Annotated in this window: 16 protein-coding genes; 11 read left to right on the top strand and 5 right to left on the bottom strand. The window is 69.3% G+C overall.

Annotated elements, in window-relative coordinates; all coding sequences use genetic code 11:
• The first annotated feature begins 22 nt into the window (after positions 1-22).
• From AB0J64_RS08315 to AB0J64_RS08295, 5 genes are all read left to right on the top strand, one after another.
• Positions 23-775, top strand: coding sequence for a ComF family protein (locus tag AB0J64_RS08315; RefSeq protein ID WP_364022601.1), 753 nt, complete (start codon positions 23-25; stop codon positions 773-775).
• 629 nt (positions 776-1,404) lie between these two features.
• Positions 1,405-2,073, top strand: coding sequence for a ribosome-associated translation inhibitor RaiA (gene raiA / locus AB0J64_RS08310; protein WP_364022598.1), 669 nt, complete (start codon positions 1,405-1,407; stop codon positions 2,071-2,073).
• Positions 2,074-2,244: 171 nt separating this feature from the next.
• Complete coding sequence (locus AB0J64_RS08305) at positions 2,245-2,943, top strand: response regulator transcription factor (protein ID WP_357609805.1); 699 nt, start codon at positions 2,245-2,247, stop codon at positions 2,941-2,943.
• Positions 2,944-3,071: 128 nt separating this feature from the next.
• Positions 3,072-3,446 carry a helix-turn-helix transcriptional regulator gene (locus tag AB0J64_RS08300; RefSeq protein ID WP_364022716.1) on the top strand — a complete coding sequence of 125 codons (375 nt, stop codon included), beginning with the start codon at positions 3,072-3,074 and terminating at the stop codon, positions 3,444-3,446.
• A 10-nt stretch (positions 3,447-3,456) separates the two neighbouring features.
• Entirely contained in the window at positions 3,457-3,873 is a 417-nt protein-coding gene (locus AB0J64_RS08295; RefSeq protein WP_364022594.1) for a VOC family protein, read from the top strand.
• Positions 3,874-4,095: 222 nt separating this feature from the next.
• Here AB0J64_RS08295 and AB0J64_RS08290 read toward each other — a convergent pair whose 3' ends face one another.
• Together AB0J64_RS08290 and AB0J64_RS08285 are read right to left on the bottom strand one after the other, a co-directional pair.
• Positions 4,096-5,286: a crosslink repair DNA glycosylase YcaQ family protein gene (locus tag AB0J64_RS08290; protein ID WP_364022591.1), complete on the bottom strand. Its 1,191-nt coding sequence runs from the start codon at positions 5,284-5,286 to the stop codon at positions 4,096-4,098.
• Positions 5,287-5,519: 233 nt separating this feature from the next.
• Complete coding sequence (locus tag AB0J64_RS08285) at positions 5,520-5,780, bottom strand: HGxxPAAW family protein (RefSeq protein WP_364022588.1); 261 nt, start codon at positions 5,778-5,780, stop codon at positions 5,520-5,522.
• A gap of 223 nt (positions 5,781-6,003) precedes the next feature.
• On the opposite strand from AB0J64_RS08285, the gene secA reads away from it, so the two are divergent.
• Positions 6,004-8,793 (top strand): preprotein translocase subunit SecA, encoded by a 2,790-nt coding sequence (gene secA / locus AB0J64_RS08280; protein ID WP_364022585.1) that lies wholly within the window; start codon positions 6,004-6,006, stop codon positions 8,791-8,793.
• A gap of 65 nt (positions 8,794-8,858) precedes the next feature.
• Here the strand turns inward: secA and AB0J64_RS08275 are convergent, their stop codons facing one another.
• The 3 genes from AB0J64_RS08275 to AB0J64_RS08265 form a co-directional block, all read right to left on the bottom strand.
• The gene (locus AB0J64_RS08275; RefSeq protein ID WP_364022582.1) at positions 8,859-9,296 is read right to left on the bottom strand and encodes an Rv3235 family protein; all 438 of its coding nucleotides are present in this window, start codon (positions 9,294-9,296) and stop codon (positions 8,859-8,861) included.
• Positions 9,297-9,525: 229 nt separating this feature from the next.
• Positions 9,526-10,839, bottom strand: a complete 1,314-nt coding sequence (locus tag AB0J64_RS08270; protein WP_364022579.1) for a PTS transporter subunit EIIC — start codon at positions 10,837-10,839, stop codon at positions 9,526-9,528.
• Between the two features lie 28 nt (positions 10,840-10,867).
• Positions 10,868-11,608 carry a GntR family transcriptional regulator gene (locus AB0J64_RS08265; protein ID WP_364022576.1) on the bottom strand — a complete coding sequence of 247 codons (741 nt, stop codon included), beginning with the start codon at positions 11,606-11,608 and terminating at the stop codon, positions 10,868-10,870.
• A 125-nt stretch (positions 11,609-11,733) separates the two neighbouring features.
• Here AB0J64_RS08265 and AB0J64_RS08260 point away from each other — a divergent pair, with 125 nt between their 5' ends.
• The 5 genes from AB0J64_RS08260 to ptsP all read left to right on the top strand — a co-directional run bounded on the left by AB0J64_RS08260 (position 11,734) and on the right by ptsP (position 15,497).
• Positions 11,734-12,768 (top strand): SIS domain-containing protein, encoded by a 1,035-nt coding sequence (locus tag AB0J64_RS08260; protein WP_364022573.1) that lies wholly within the window; start codon positions 11,734-11,736, stop codon positions 12,766-12,768.
• 33 nt (positions 12,769-12,801) lie between these two features.
• Positions 12,802-13,038 carry a PTS glucose/sucrose transporter subunit IIB gene (locus AB0J64_RS08255; protein WP_192790232.1) on the top strand — a complete coding sequence of 79 codons (237 nt, stop codon included), beginning with the start codon at positions 12,802-12,804 and terminating at the stop codon, positions 13,036-13,038.
• A 10-nt stretch (positions 13,039-13,048) separates the two neighbouring features.
• Positions 13,049-13,489: a PTS glucose transporter subunit IIA gene (locus tag AB0J64_RS08250; protein ID WP_364022570.1), complete on the top strand. Its 441-nt coding sequence runs from the start codon at positions 13,049-13,051 to the stop codon at positions 13,487-13,489.
• 83 nt (positions 13,490-13,572) lie between these two features.
• Entirely contained in the window at positions 13,573-13,833 is a 261-nt protein-coding gene (locus AB0J64_RS08245) for an HPr family phosphocarrier protein (RefSeq protein ID WP_364022567.1), read from the top strand.
• An 11-nt stretch (positions 13,834-13,844) separates the two neighbouring features.
• The gene (gene ptsP, locus AB0J64_RS08240) at positions 13,845-15,497 is read left to right on the top strand and encodes a phosphoenolpyruvate--protein phosphotransferase (protein WP_364022564.1); all 1,653 of its coding nucleotides are present in this window, start codon (positions 13,845-13,847) and stop codon (positions 15,495-15,497) included.
• The last annotated feature ends 46 nt before the right edge of the window (positions 15,498-15,543 follow it).

Below are 15,543 nucleotides of genomic sequence, written 5' to 3'. Positions count from 1 at the left end.
CACCACCACTGCGGCCGCCCCCGTGCTCGCCGGGACCGGGCGGAACGTCGTCGGCGCGGAATTGTCGGTCGCGGGCGGCATCCTGATGCGCGTGCTGAGCGCCGTACTCGATCTCGTCCTGCCCCAGGCCTGCGCCGGCTGCGGCGCCAAAGGGGCGCGGTGCTGCCCGGGGTGCCTGGCCGAGCTCATCGGCGCCCCGGCGCGGCGGCTGCCCGAGCCCGTGCCGCACGGCCTGCCCGACTGCTGGTCGGCGGCCCCGTACGAAGGCGCGGTGCGCAGGGTGATCGTGGCGTACAAGGAGCGGGGCGCGGTGGCGTTGGCTGGGGTGCTGGCGGAGGCCGCGGCGTTCACCGTCGTGCGGGCGCTCAGCGGCACCGGGGCGTCCTGGGCGGACCGGACGTTCGCGGTGGTGCCGGTGCCCAGCGGGCGGCGGACGCGGCGGCATCGGGGGCACGATCCGGTAGGGCGGTTGGCGGTGCTCGTCACGGGGCAGCTGCGGGCGTTCGGCATGCGGGCCGAGACCTGGGCAGCCCTCGGCCAGGCGAGGCGGGTCGCCGACCAGGCGGGGCTGAGCTCCGCTGAGAGGAGCTCCAATCTCGCCGGGTCACTCCAGGTGCCGGATGCCGCGAAAGGCCCTCCAGCGGCCTGTGCGCTGCTCCTGGACGACATCGTCACGACCGGCGCGACCCTTGTGGAGGCCGCGAGGGCGCTGCGGTCGGCCGGGGTACGGGTGCCGCTGGCGGTGACCGTGGCCGCGACACGCCGAAGATCTTGAAAAGGATTACGGTCACTGTGTGTAAAGAAAGATCCAAATCATGACCCTCACCTGAAGGTCACATGTCACTTCCCTCAGGGCAGCGATGAGGCTGCTCGGCGGGCCTGAAGCCAGCGCTCATAAGGGTTGCCGATCGGTTAAATAGGGCATTTATGGCCCTCCATATACCCCAGGAAAGTCACGGTACGTGATCCTTTGGTCGATCCTCCGGCTGACATTCGCCCAGGATACGGATAGCGTTCTGACATGGCACCCGTTCGGGTCCGTGGTTGCGCAGGGCCGGTGATCCCGGCTCTGCTAGCCGATGCCAGCCGCAGGCAAAACGGTCCACGTAAGGCGACTCTTTGTCGACCGATCACGGTGCGGCTTAGGGGTAAGTCCTGCCTTCCCGAGGGTCCAGATGTCCCTCGCCAGAAGAGAAGGGCAGTAGTGGCGACAGAGCTGCGAGACCCTCAGCAGGCGAATGTGGGGTCGAAGACCAGGTCGGCCGGGCGGGTGCCGCCAGAGTTCCCGAGGACACAGAGTCGGAAGAGGGTAACGGTGAGAGAAAGGCAGACAGCAGACCTCGTCCGACACGCACGTCGTCGGACGCTCTTGCTCAGTCGTTAGACCGAAAGGGGGGCTGTTGCATGGACATCATCGTCAAGGGCCGGCACACAGGAGTGAGTGATCGGTTCCGAGACCACGTGACGACCAAGCTGGCCAGGATCGAACGTCTGGACAACAAACTCATCCGAGTCGATGTGGAGGTGTCCAAGGAACGCAACCCGCGTCTCGCCGATCAGCGCGAGCGCGTCGAGCTCACCATTCACTCCCGAGGACCGGCCATCCGCGCCGAGGCCTCGGCCGACGACCGGTTCACAGCCCTCGACATGGCTCTCGACAAGCTGGAAGGCCGCCTCAGGAGACTGGCCGACCGGCGCAAGGTCCATCACGGCAACCACTGCCCGCCCTCGGTGGCGGAGATCACCGCGACGCTCCCCGACGTCGCCGACCTGGCGCCCCGGACGGAGCCCACCGTCCCCAAGCAGCAGGCCGAGCCCGACGAGGACGAGCTGGCGCGGAGCGACCAGCGATACGACGACATCGTCCCGATAGAGATGGACGGCGAAGGGCCGCTCGTCGTACGGGAGAAGTTCCACAAGGCGGAACCCATGACCATCGACCAGGCCCTCCTCGAGATGGAGCTGGTCGGACACGATTTCTACCTCTTCCGTGACAAGGAGAGCGGCCAACCGTGTGTCGTTTATGCCAGACGCGGCTATAACTACGGCGTGTTGCGGCTCGTAGAGCCCTGATCGCGCGCTAAAAGATCTTCTCGACCACCCGAGAACCGCGGCCACGTGCCATCATGGCGGTTCAACGGCTCTGGCCCCCCGACGAGGAGGAGACGTGAGCGAGCTCAGTCAGGTTCAGATGAGCGAGCGAAGCGAGGGTAAGGCAGTCGCGAGGCACTCCAAGGAGGCCTCGTGACCGAGTCCGGCGAGGCTCGCCCGTCATCGAGCGAGCCGATCCGCGTGCTGATCGTTGACGATCACGAGCTGATCCGGCGGAGCCTGGCGCTCGCGCTGGCCGCTGAGCCCGACATCGAGGTGGTCGGTGAGGCGAGCGACGGGCAGGAGGCGGTCGAACTAGCCGATCGCCTCATGCCTGACGTCGCCCTCATGGACGTGCGCATGCCGCGGCAGGACGGGATCGAGGCCACGAAGGGCATCAAGGCCTCCGTCCCGAGCACCCGCATCATCATGCTGACGGTGAGCGACGAGGAAGAAGATCTCTTCGAGGCCATCAAGGCGGGAGCCACCGGCTACCTGCTCAAGGACGTCCAGATCAACGACGTGCCGGCCGCCGTGCGCGGCGTCCACGAGGGACAGTCGTTAATCAACCCGGCGATGGCGGCCAAGCTCATCAGCGAGTTCGCGAACATGAGCCGCAAGGAGGCCGAGCGCCCGCCCCAGCTCCCCGTGCCCCGGCTGACCGACCGCGAGATGGAGGTCCTGCGGCTGGTGGCCAAGGGGATGAACAACCGCGAGATCGCCAAGCAGCTGTTCATCTCCGAGAACACGGTGAAGAACCACGTGCGCAACATCCTCGACAAGCTGCAGCTGCATTCGCGGATGGAGGCAGTGGTCTACGCCGTGCGGGAGCGCATGCTGGAGATCACCTAGCGGGGCGTGCCCGGCTCTCCGAGCAGTTCAGGCCCCCGTCGCCCCGACACCGGCGCCTGGTGCTGTGGGATGCTGGCCGGGTGACGTCGTTGGAGGACCTCGTACGGTTGCGCCGCGCCCGCGACCTGATGGACCGCGACTACGCCAAGCCGCTCGACGTTCCGGCGCTGGCGCAGGTCGCCTTCATGTCGCCGGGCCATTTCTCCCGCAGCTTCCGCGCCGCCTTCGGCGAGACGCCGTACAGCTACCTGATGACGCGCCGGATCGAGCGGGCCAAGGCGCTGCTGCGGCGGGGCGACCTGTCGGTGACGGAGGTCTGCTTCGAGGTCGGGTGCACCTCGCTGGGGTCGTTCAGCTCCCGGTTCACCGAGCTGGTCGGCGAGACCCCGAGCTCGTACCGGGCCCGTCCCCATGACGAGGGCGCCGCCATCCCGGCCTGCATCGCCAAGATCTACACACGCCCGGTGCGGAACGGAGAAGCGAAAACCACCCCTCGCCGGTAGCGTGACGTGCATGGACCTCAAGCTCTCAACGTGCTTCATCGCCGTCGACGACCACGACAAGGCGATCGCCTTCTACCGGGACGTTCTCGGCCTTGAGGTACGCAACGACGTCGGGTTCGAGGGGATGCGCTGGGTGACCGTCGGCCCGCCGTCGCAGCCCGAGGTGAGCATCGTCCTCGAACCGCCTCTCGCGGACCCCAACGCCTCGCCCGCCGACAAGGAGGCCATGGCCGAGCTCCTGGCGAAGGGCCTGCTGCGGGGTGTCATCTTCGAGACCGACGACTGCGACGCCACCTTCGAGCGCATCAGCGCCGCGGGCGGTGAGGTGCTGCAGGAGCCGATCGACCAGCCGTACGGCGTGCGCGACTGCGCCTTCCGCGATCCCTCCGGCAACATGCTGCGCTTCAACCAGCCCCGCAAGCGGTGAGCCGACCGGTCGTCACCCTGCCGGCGACCTGAGGTCCCGCGTCACACCGCACTCCCGCCTGCCGTCGGCGGCGGCGATGGCGGACCGTGGGCGTGGTGGTCGGCGTCGCCCTGTCGCCTGTGCCGAAACGCGGCATGCGGCCCCAGCCCGCTGCGGCTGTGTGCTCGCTCTGCCCCGGCACCGCCACGGGCGGCCGCCCCCGGGAGGGCGGCGGGTGGTGGATCAGCGGGGCGCGTTCAGGAGGGGGATGAGCTCCGGCGGGTCGGCCCGTTCGACGCGTACGGTCTCGCAACCCACCCAGTCGGCGGCCGACCACAGGGCCTCGCTCAAGGCGTCGGCCCACTTGGCGGCCGAGAGGCCCGGCTCGAGGTGGAGCTGCCTGATGACCAGGGTGGTGCCCTCGCGGGCCGGGTCGACGCGGCCGATCAGGCGGCCGCCGGCGAGCACCGGCATCGTGAAGTAGCCGTGGACGCGCTTGTGCTTGGGGACGTACAGCTCGAGCGTGTACTGGAAGCCGAAGACGCGCTCGGTGCGGCCGCGGTGCCAGATGAGGGAGTCGAACGGCGACAGCAGCGTCGTGCGGTGACGGCCGCGCGGCTCGGACTCCAGGGCCGCCGGGTCCGCCCAGGCATTGGGCCTGCCCTTCTTGCCCGGCCAGCCCGTGACCGTCACGGGCACCAGGCCCGCGGCACCGCTGAGCAGGAGCTCGTCGAGGATGGCCGCCTGCTCGCCCCTGAGACGGAGGAAGTCGAGCAGATCGGTCCGGTTGGCCACGCCCAGCGAGCGGCCCGCCACGGCGGCCAGGCGCCTGATGCACTCCTCGTCGGAGAGGTCCTCGGCCAGCAGATCGGCCGGGACCACACGCTCGGCGAGGTCGTAGACGCGCCGCCAGCCGACGCGGCGGCTGCAGACCAGCTCGCCGATGTCGAGCAGCCACTCCAGCCCGATCTTGGAGTCGGACCAGTCCCACCACGGGCCGCCGTTCTTGGCGCCGCCGACGTCGGTGGTCGTGAGCGGGCCCTGCTCGCGGACCTGCGCGAGAAGCTTGTCGACGCCGTCGGGGACCTCGTGCCAGCGGTAGCGCCGCTTGAGGTATGCCCGGCGCCTGAACGCATAGAGCGGCCAGTGCTCGATGGGCAGGATGCAGGCGGCGTGGCACCAGTACTCGAAGCTCTGGGCGGGGTTGTGCCAGTAGGCCCGCTCGATCTTGGGCCTGCCCACCGCGCCCAGGCGGGCGTACGCGACCAGCTCGTGGGAGCGCGCCAGGACCGAGATCGTGTCGAGCTGCACGGCGCCCAGCCTGCGCAGCATCGCGTGGGCGCCGCCCTTGCGGGCGTCGGCGCCGATCAGGCCCTGCGCACGGAGGACGATCCGGCGTGCCTCGTCGGGGGTGAGCTCGGTGACACCGGTCATGGGCGGGGATCCGTACGGCGTTGCATGCGAGCAATCTAACGGCGGCGACCGACAGAAACGGCCTCGCCGGTGGGCCGCCTCCCGGCGCCCCGCCTCCCATCAGGCCGCCTCCCGGTGGGCCGTGTCACATGCCGGGAAGCATGAGCGCCGCATGAGCGCCGGGAGACACGCCCGGGATCCAGGATGACGGGAGGGCACCCGTTGGGGCGGGTGCCCGCTCTGCGGAGCCCGCGTCAGCGGTGATCTTCAGCGCGCATGCCCACGCGCGGCGCGTCGATCACGACATCGGTGGTGATGTTGAAGACCAGGGCCAGGATGCCGCCCACGACGAACACGCCGGCGCCGACCCAGACGAACATCCAGTTGCTGGCCGTCAGACCGAAGCCGGCCACCACGGTGCCCACGATCATCACGGTCACCGCCAGCCACGATGACGCACGACCGCCGTGACTGCCGAGATTCTCCGTGTGCTCCGACTTCGTCCCCTCAACCATGGCTAATCCTTCCTTTGCCGGTTATCGCGCTTATTGGTGCGAGCCGGCTCTCAACCGGCATACCCTCTGCCTTGCCCCATTCTCCCAGACAGGTCAGGCGCCCTCGTCGGCACGGTGGCTGTGTCTGGTTGCGGAACCGCCTACGATGGCAACGGGGAAGTTTGTCTCGGCCTCTCCTCCTGGCGACGCCGCCGGGGTAGACCTGCGAGGAGCTTTACATAAAGTGAGTGCCATTCTCGACAAGATCCTACGTGCCGGCGAAGGTAAGACCCTGCGCAAGCTCAAGCGGATTGCGGACCAGGTCAACTCCATCGAGGACGACTTCACGAGCCTGTCCGACGCGGAGTTGCGCGCGCTGACGGCCGAATTCAAGCAGCGCCACGCCGACGGCGAAAGCCTCGATGATCTGCTTCCCGAAGCGTTCGCGACCGTGCGCGAGGCGGCCCGCCGCGTGCTCGGCCAGCGGCCTTACGACGTGCAGATCATGGGCGGCGCCAACCTTCACCTTGGCAACATCTCGGAGATGAAGACCGGTGAGGGCAAGACGCTGACCTGTACGCTGCCGGCGTACCTCAACGCGATCTCCGGCAAGGGCGTCCACGTCGTCACGGTCAACGACTACCTGGCCAAGCGCGACGCCGAGACCATGGGTCGCATCCACCGGTTCCTCGGCCTCGAGGTCGGCTGCATCATCGCCGGCCAGCAGCCGGACGAGCGGCGCAAGCAGTACGAGGCCGACATCACGTACGGCACCAACAACGAGTTCGGTTTCGACTACCTCCGCGACAACATGGCCTGGTCGCTGGAGGAGTGCGCGCAGCGTGGCCACAACTTCGCGATCGTCGACGAGGTCGACTCGATCCTGATCGACGAGGCCCGCACGCCGCTGATCATCTCCGGCCCCGGCGAGCAGTCGGGCAAGTGGTACCAGGAGTTCGCCAAGATCGCGCCGCGGCTGCGCAAGGGCGTCGAGGCGAAGAACCCGGGCGAGGAGAGCACCGGCGACTACATCGTCGACGAGAAGAAGCGCACGGTCGGCATCCTGGAGTCCGGCGTCGAGAAGGTCGAGGACTGGCTCGGCATCGACAACCTCTACAAGCCCGAGCACACCCACCTGGTCGGCTTCCTGAACAACGCGCTCAAGGCGAAAGAGCTGTTCAAGAAGGACAAGGACTACATCGTCGCCGACGGCGAGGTGCTGATCGTCGACGAGTTCACCGGCCGCATCCTCCACGGGCGCCGCTACAACGAGGGCATGCACCAGGCCATCGAGGCCAAAGAGGGCGTGAAGATCAAGGACGAGAACCAGACTCTCGCCACGGTCACCCTGCAGAACTACTTCCGCCTCTACGACAAGCTCGCCGGCATGACCGGTACGGCCTCCACCGAGGCCAACGAGTTCCACCAGACGTACAAGCTGGGCGTCGTCCCCATCCCGACCAACCGCCCGATGGTCCGCAAGGACCAGGCGGACGTGGTCTACAAGAACGAGGACGCCAAGTTCGACGCGGTGGTCGACGACATCAAGCAGCGCTACGAGGCCGGGCAGCCGGTTCTCGTCGGCACCACCTCGGTGGAGAAGTCGGAGCGGCTGTCCAAGGCGCTCAAGCGCCGCGGCGTGCCGCACGAGGTGCTCAACGCGAAGAACCACGCGCGTGAGGCGTCGATCATCGCCGAGGCCGGGCGCAAGGGCGCCGTCACCGTGGCCACCAACATGGCCGGTCGAGGCACCGACATCATGCTCGGCGGCAACTCCGAGTTCCGCGCCGACCTCGAGCTGCGCCAGCGCGGCCTCGACCCGGTCGAGACGCCGGAGGAGTACGAGAAGGCCTACCCCGAGGCGCTGGAGAAGGCCAGGGCGGCGGTCAAGGCCGAGCACGAGGAGGTCACCAAGCTCGGCGGCCTCTATGTCCTCGGCACCGAGCGCCACGAGTCCCGCCGCATCGACAACCAGCTCCGCGGCCGCTCCGGCCGTCAGGGCGACCCCGGCGAGTCGCGGTTCTACCTGTCGCTCGGCGACGACCTCATGCGCCTGTTCAACTCGGCCAGGGTCGAGATGATCATGACCAGGTTGCAGATCCCCGACGACCAGCCGATCGAGTCCAACATCGTCTCCAAGGCGATCGCCTCCGCCCAGCACCAGGTCGAGCAGCAGAACTTCGAGATCCGCAAGGAAGTTCTGAAGTACGACGAGGTGATGAACCGCCAGCGCAAGGTCATCTACGCCGAGCGCCACCGCGTGCTGGAGGGCGCCGACCTGCACGAGCAGGTGCGCGGCTTCATCGGCAACGTGATCGAAGGCTACGTGCAGGGCGCCACCTCCGAGGGCTTCGCCGAGGAGTGGGACCTCGACAAGCTGTGGAAGGCGTTCGGCGAGCTCTACCCGATCTCGGTGCGGATCGACGACCTCATCGAGGAGGCCGGCTCCCGCGAGGAGCTGTCCGCCGAGTTCATCACCGAGAAGGTCAAGGCCGACGCGCTCGCGGCGTACGACAAGCGCGAGGAGGAGTTCGGCCCCGAGACCATGCGCGACCTGGAGCGCCGCGTGATCCTCTCGGTCCTCGACCGGAAGTGGCGCGAGCACCTCTACGAGATGGACTACCTGCGCGAGGGCATCGGCATGCGGGCCTACGCGCAGAAGGACCCGCAGATCGAGTATCAGCGCGAGGGCTTCGAGATGTTCGCCGCGATGCTCGAGGGCATCAAGGAGGACTCGGTCGGGTTCCTGTTCAACCTCGAGGTGGAGGTGCAGGAGAACCCGATCGTCGAGGAAGAGGACGCGGCCATCGCGGAGACCCGCTCGATCATCGCGCGCGGGCTGCGCGGGCCCGAGCGGCCGGCCGAGCTCGAATACTCGGCGCCCGGTGAGCAGGGCGACGTCGAGCACGTCAAGGTCCGCACCACTTCGGCGGAGCGGGCGGCGTACGGCAACGTAGAGCGTAACGCGCCCTGCCCGTGCGGCTCCGGCAAGAAGTACAAGCGCTGCCACGGCGACCCCAAGAACGCCGCCTGACAGCTCTTCTGAGACCCCCACCTCGGGTGGGGGTCTCTTCTTCTGTCCCAGGCCGTCTCGAATTCCTAGGCCGTCTCGAAGTCCGTGCAGAGCCATCGCACGCCTCTCCGTTCGAGGCGTACGGCGAGTACGTGGTTGCGCTCCCCGCAGTGGATGAGCAGGCACATCTCCACCACGCCGTCGTGGGGCTCCTTCACGTGCACGCTTCCTGCGAACGGCGGCCGGGCCGTCTGGATCATCTGGCCCGCCTGGACGAGCTCCCGGTAGGCGCGTTCGGTGAGCTTGTCGGCCACGGTCTCCGCAGGACGCCGGCCTGCCAGGACCTCGGCCAGGGCCTGTCCCAGATGGCGCAGCCTGCGCTCGTCGGGAATGGCCCCTGGCGGCCCCCAGACCATCGGGTCCAGGGCCAGGGCGCCGTGGATCCGGGGAGTCTCGGGCGGCTGGTCCTCGTCGTACGCGGGCTCGGGGGCGGGGGTGATGCCGACGCGGGGGGCGGGTGACACGCATCCTCCAAACTCTTGGGCGAAGAAACAATCGCTTTAAGGAGTTTTCGGGCTGGCCGAGGAATACGAATGCCGCCAACTTCTTCGAGCGTCGATGGAGTTTGTCCGGGTTTGGCGGAGGAGGACGCTGGAAGCTGGATTCCCTGGCGTGGAGGGCGTGCGGCCACCACTATGCCCGAAACGGCACTGAGGGCTGTCCTCAACCGTTCTAGACGCGCACAGACGGGGGTTAGGTTTCGCCCGAATCGACGTCCGGCTCGGGTTCACGACCCGGGGTCATGATGTTGAGCTTGCGGATGAGGAACGTGAAGACCACGTAGTACACCACGCCGTAAACGACGCCCAATATCAGTATTCCGGCAAGGTTCGCGGTATTCGCCTTGCTGGCGTTCAGCAGCATGTCCAGCAGGCCCGCCGAGAAGCCGAACCCCAGCTGCCCGCCGATCAATGTGGTGAGGGCCATGGCCAGGCCGGTCAGCACGGCGTGCACCACCAGCAGCAGGGGCGCCACGAAGATGAAGGCGAACTCGATCGGCTCGGTGATCCCCGTGACGAAGGACGCCAGGGCGGCCGACAGCATGATGCCGCCCACCGTGGCCCGGCGGTGCGGCGGGGCCGCGCGCCACATGGCCAGGGCGGCGGCGGGCAGGGCGAACATCATGATCGGGAAGAAGCCGGCCATGAACTGGCCGGAGTGCGGGGCGCCGCCGAAGTAGCAGTTCCAGTCGCCGCCCAGCACGCGGCCGCCGACCTCGCACTGCGGCACCACGTACCAGACGACCGAGTTGACGAAGTGGTGCAGGCCCAGAGGGATCAGCAGGCGGTTGACCAGGCCGTAGATCCCCGTCCCTATCGGGCCGATCGAGGTCAGGGCCTCGCCCGCGTGGCGGATCCACTCGCCGATCACCGGCCAGAGCCAGCCGAAGAGCACGCCGATGACCAGCGCCACGATCGAGGTGATGATCGGTACGAATCTGCGCCCGCCGAAGAACGCCAGCCAGGACGGCAGCTTGATGCGGTGGAAGCGCTGCCAGAGCACGGCGGTGACCAGGCCGATGACGATGCCGCCGAGGACCTTGGTCGGGTTCTGGACGCTGTAGTCGATGACCTCCTTGACGCCCTGGGCCTGGACCTGCTTGATGAGGACGGTGTCCCTGATGTCGGAGCCGAAGAACATCACCTTGCTCACCCGGTCGAAGACCAGGTAGCCGACCACGGCGGCGAGCGCGGTGGAGCCGTCGGACTTGCGGGCGAAGCCGATCGCCACCCCCACGGCGAACAGCAGCGGCAGGTTCTCGAGCAGCGCCGCGCCGGCCGCGGCCAGCACCTCGGCCACCTGGTTCATCCAGGCGAACCCGGCCACGTCCGCCAGGCCCCCCGGCTCGGCGCCGTTGGAGCCCAGCATGTCGGGCTGGCCGAAGCGCAGCAGCAGGGCGGCCGCGGGCAGGGCGGCGATGGGCAGCATGAGGGAGCGGCCCAGCCGCTGGAGCACGGTCATCACGCGAGCGAACGGCGAAGGCCGGGCGGCGGTGGTCTCGTTCACCGGGCGTTCCTCCGAGCCGGGTGAGGCCTCAGCCCCGTCTTACGGGCATTTCCAGGATGGTGCGTAGCTGGTAGCGGTCCGCACGGTAGGTGGACACGCCCAGCTCCGCACAGACCCCACCGGCGAACGACCTGCGTTGCAGCAACAGTACGGCCCCGCCACGCGGCAGCTTCAGCAGGTCGGCGTCGCTCGGGTCGGCGATGCCGCCGTCGATGGTGAGCTCGCCGGCGTCCATGACCAGGCCGTAGCGGCTCTCCAGAAGCTCGTACAACGATTTGTCCGACAGATCCAGGGAGCCCAGGTCGGGCGCGAGCTTGACCGGGATGTGAGCCCGTTCGATGGACAGCGGCTCCCCGTCGGCCGTCCGCAGCCGCTCGATGAAGTGCACCTCCTCGCCCGGCTGGATCCCCAGCTCCTTGGCCAGGTGGGCGCTGGCCCGCACGATCCGGCGGTCGAGGTCGCGCGAGCCCGGGATCATGCCTCGTGCCCGCATGTCGTCGGTGAACGACGTCAGCTGCAGCGCCAGTTCGATCTTGGGCCGCGCGACGAACGTTCCCTTGCCGGGCACGCGATGCAGGCGGCCCTCGGACACGAGATGGTCGACGGCCTGGCGCACGGTCATCCTGGACAGGCCGAAGCGCTGGCAGAGCTCCCGCTCGGACGGGATGGCCGCCCCGATGGTGAGCTCGTCGCTGTCGATGAGGTCCAGCAGGATCTCGCGAAGCTGGAAGTACTTGGGCACCGGGCTGTCCGGATCGATGTGCGCCACGGATCCTCCCCTCGAACGTGACCTGGGCAATGAGCTATGGTTCGTACTGGTCTAGTCCGGACTAGACCACATGTCGCAAAAGACGGTCAAGTCCGCACCTCAGCTGATCAAGGAAAGAGTCCGAGATGACCACGAAGATGCGCAGCGAGATAGCCGAGCAGCCGGCCGCGCTGCGGGCCACGCTGGACGCCCTGCTGCCGAGGGTCGGCGAGGTGAGGGCGGTGGCCGAGCAGACTCGCCAGCTGCTGTTCATCGCACGGGGCACCTCCGACAACGCAGCAGTGTACGGGCGGTACCTGGTCGAATCGCACGCGGGTCGCCTGGCCGCGCTGGCCGCGCCCTCGATCGCGACCACGTACAAGCGCCGGCTCGACCTGGACGGGGTGCTGGCCGTCGCGATCTCCCAGTCGGGGCGCACGGAGGAGATCGTCGAGACGCTGGCCTGGGCCAAGGAGTGCGGGGCCACGACCGTCGGCATCACGAACGGGGGCGAGCAGAGCCCCCTCGCGCAGGCCGCCGACGTGGCTCTGTGCACGGTCGCGGGGGAGGAGAAGGCCGTTCCGGCGACCAAGACGTACACGACGCAGCTTGCCGCGCTGGCCGTCCTCGCGCTGGGGCTGGGCGCCGACGTGGACGCGGACGACCTGCGGCGGGTGCCCGAGGCGGTGGAGAAGCTGATCGCCGAGCCGGGCGATCTGGACGCCGTGGTCGAGGGGCTGTCCGACAAGCCGGGCGTCGTCGTGTCCGGGCGCGGGCTGGCGTTCTCGACGGCCCTGGAGACGGCGCTGAAGCTCAAGGAGGCGTGCTACCTGCACGCCATGGGCCTGTCGTACGCCGACCTGCTGCACGGCCCCATCGCCGTGGTCGACGCCGACACCCCGGCGCTGCTGGTCGCCGCCCAGAACAGTCCGACGCTGTCCGGGACGGTCGCGCTGGCCGAGCGGGTGGTGGCCGCGGGCGCGGCGGCGTACACGATCGGGGGCGGCGAGGCGCTGGCACGGGCGGGCACGGCCGCGCTGAACGGCCCGGACCTGCCCGAATGGGTGGCGCCGATGGGCCTGATCGTGCCGGGGCAGCTGCTCACGGAGGCGCTGGCCCGCCGGCTCGGCATCGACCCCGACGCGCCGCGCGGGCTGAACAAGGTCACCCAGACCGACTGAAATAGCCTGGGCACGAGAGCTAGGGAGGGCCGGATGGCGGCGGATGCGAATGCGATCATCGCCGGTCTCGGCGGCGCCGACAACATCATCGAGATCGAGCCCTGCATCACCCGGTTGCGTACTGAGGTGCATGACGCGTCCAAGGTCGACCAGGCCGCGCTCAAGGCGGCGGGTGCGCACGGTGTGATGGCAGCGGGAAACGTGGTCCAGGTCGTCGTGGGGCCGGAGGCGGACACCATCGCCAGCGACATCGAGGACATCATCGGCTAAGGGCGAGATCATGACGACTGTTCTCGCCCCGGTCGAGGGGGAGGCCGTGCGGCTGGCCGCCGTGCCCGATCCGGTGTTCTCCGCGGGGCTCGTCGGGCCGGGAGCGGCGATCGATCCGCTCAGGGGCCCGGGGAAGGCCGTGGCCCCCATCGCGGGAAAAATCATGAAACTGCATCCGCACGCGTACGTGATCGTGGGAGACGACGGCAAGGGCGTGCTGGTGCACCTGGGAATCGACACCGTCCAGCTCAGAGGCGAGGGGTTCCAGCTCCTGGCCGCCGAGGGGGACAGGGTGAGCGCCGGGCAGCCCGTCGTGGCCTGGGACCCGGCGGTCATCGAGGCGGGCGGGCGCTCTCCCGTCTGCCCCGTCGTGGCACTCGACGCCGACTCTGTGAGCGGAGTCGCTGAGGGGGCAGTGCATGTGGGAGACGAGCTTTTCCGATGGGACTAGCCACGGCGGCCGAGGCGTCACAATGAACGGGCGCTATCACATGAAAGGTCCGGCTGGTCTGGACCGGCACAGAAGGAGGAGTAATGGCTGAGCGCAAGGTCACCGTGGCCGCGGAGGTAGGGCTGCACGCCCGGCCCGCCGCGACGTTCGTCCAGCGGGCCAAGAAGGCCCCCATGGACATCACGGTGACGAAGTCCCACGGCGGGGAGAAGGTCAACGGCAAGAGCATCCTCGCGATCATGGCGCTCGACGTCAGGCAGGGTGAGACCGTCGTGATCTGCGCGGAGGGCGAGGGCTCGGAAGAGGTCCTCGACGAGCTGGCCGAGATCGCCGGCACGCCATGAACCTGCGGGGGGTGGGGGTCAGCCCGGGCATCGGGCACGGCCCCGCTTACGTGCTCACCGCCTCCGTGCCCGAACCCCCCGAGGGCGCCACCTACACCGGCGAGGCTGAGCAGGAGAAGGAGCGCGCGATGGTCGCGCTCACGCAGGTCGCGGGCGAGCTGGAGGCCCGCGGCAACCGTGCGGGCGGCGAGGCCGAGGAGATACTCAAGGCCCAGGCGCTGATGGCCGAGGACCCCGGGCTGGTCGTGAAGGTGCGAACGCTGATCGACCGCGGCCTGGCCGCCCCCAGAGCGGTCTTCGAGGCCTTCACGAAATATCAGGCCGTGCTGGCCGGCTCCGGCGGCTACCTGGGCGAGCGGGCCGCCGATCTCGACGACATCAGGGACCGCGTGATCGCGATCCTCTACGGGCACGCCATGCAGGGGCTTCCGATCTCTCCCAAGGAGCCGTACGTGCTGGTCGCCAGGGACCTCGCGCCCGCCGACACGGCGCTGCTGCGCAAGCAGGACGTCGTCGCGTTCGTCACCGAGGAGGGCGGGCCCACCAGCCACACCGCGATCATCGCCAGGGCGATGGGCCTGCCCGCCGTTGTGGCCTGCGGGGGCGCGACCGCCATCCCGCCGGGCGTCCGGGTGATGGCCGACGGCACCTCGGGAGACGTGCGCGTGGAGCCGGCCGAGTCCGACGTGGCCGAGGCGGTCGGCGCGGACACCGCCAGGCAGGCCGCGTTCGCCTCGGCGAAGGGCCCCGGCAGGACTGCCGACGGGCACGCGGTTCCGCTGCTCGCGAACATCGGCGGCCCCTCCGAGCTCGACGCCGCCGTCAGCGCCGGCGCCGAGGGCGTCGGGCTCTACCGGACCGAGTTCCTCTTCCTCGACAGGGCCGAGCCGCCCTCCGCCGAGGAGCAGCGGCGTGCCTACCGGGCGGCGCTCGAGGCGTTCCCCGGCGGCAAGGTGGTCGTGCGGACGCTGGACGGCGGCGCCGACAAGCCGCTGGCGTTCCTGCCCGCGCCCGCCGAGCCGAACCCAGCGTTGGGGGAGCGGGGGCTGCGCAGGTTCAGGCGGTTCCCCGAGGTCATGGAGGCGCAGCTTGGCGCGCTGGCGGCTGTCGCGTCCCCGGGGCTCCAGGTCATGGCGCCGATGGTGGCCACGGCCGAGGAGGCCGGGTGGTTCGCGCAGGAGTGCCGGACCAGGGGCCTGAGGGACGTGGGCGTGATGATCGAGATCCCGTCGGCCGCGCTGCGGGCCCGCGAACTGCTCGTCCGGGCGGACTTCGTCTCGATCGGGACCAATGACCTCGCCCAGTACGCCTTCGCCGCCGACCGCCAGGTCGCCGCCGTGAGCGCGCTGCACGACCCGTGGCTGCCCGCGCTGCTCGACCTGGTGGCCATGACCGCGACCGCCGCCTCGGACGCGGGCAAGCCGTGCGGCGTCTGCGGCGAGTCGGCCGCCGACCCGGCGCTGGCCTGCGTGCTCGTCGGGCTCGGGGTCTCCACGCTGTCGATGGGGGCCGCCGCGCTGCCCGCCGTACGGGCGGGGTTGGCCACGCACACGCTGGACCAGTGCCGCCGCGCGGCCGAGGCCGCCCGGGCACAGCCGACGGCGGCCTACGCGCGTGCGGCGGCCCGCGCCCACCTGCCCGGCCTCGACCGGATCGGTCTGTAGCCCGGATCGGTCTGTAGCCCGGATCGGTCTGTAGCCCGGCTCGGTC

Origin of the sequence: Nonomuraea sp. NPDC049695 (assembly GCF_040674955.1) — a bacterium.
Classification (GTDB): domain Bacteria; phylum Actinomycetota; class Actinomycetes; order Streptosporangiales; family Streptosporangiaceae; genus Nonomuraea; species Nonomuraea helvata.
This window is presented reverse-complemented; position numbering and strand designations above follow the sequence as displayed.

Bases quoted from the DNA above. Each gene is read 5' to 3' on its own strand.
- raiA (WP_364022598.1), top strand. From the start codon at position 1,405: ATGGACATCATCGTCAAGGGCCGGCACACAGGAGTGAGTGATCGGTTC.
- AB0J64_RS08300 (WP_364022716.1), top strand. From the start codon at position 3,072: ATGGACCGCGACTACGCCAAGCCGCTCGACGTTCCGGCGCTGGCGCAG.
- AB0J64_RS08295 (WP_364022594.1), top strand. From the start codon at position 3,457: ATGGACCTCAAGCTCTCAACGTGCTTCATCGCCGTCGACGACCACGAC.
- AB0J64_RS08290 (WP_364022591.1), bottom strand. From the start codon at position 5,286: ATGACCGGTGTCACCGAGCTCACCCCCGACGAGGCACGCCGGATCGTC.
- AB0J64_RS08285 (WP_364022588.1), bottom strand. From the start codon at position 5,780: ATGGTTGAGGGGACGAAGTCGGAGCACACGGAGAATCTCGGCAGTCAC.
- AB0J64_RS08260 (WP_364022573.1), top strand. From the start codon at position 11,734: ATGACCACGAAGATGCGCAGCGAGATAGCCGAGCAGCCGGCCGCGCTG.
- AB0J64_RS08255 (WP_192790232.1), top strand. From the start codon at position 12,802: ATGGCGGCGGATGCGAATGCGATCATCGCCGGTCTCGGCGGCGCCGAC.
- AB0J64_RS08250 (WP_364022570.1), top strand. From the start codon at position 13,049: ATGACGACTGTTCTCGCCCCGGTCGAGGGGGAGGCCGTGCGGCTGGCC.
- AB0J64_RS08245 (WP_364022567.1), top strand. From the start codon at position 13,573: ATGGCTGAGCGCAAGGTCACCGTGGCCGCGGAGGTAGGGCTGCACGCC.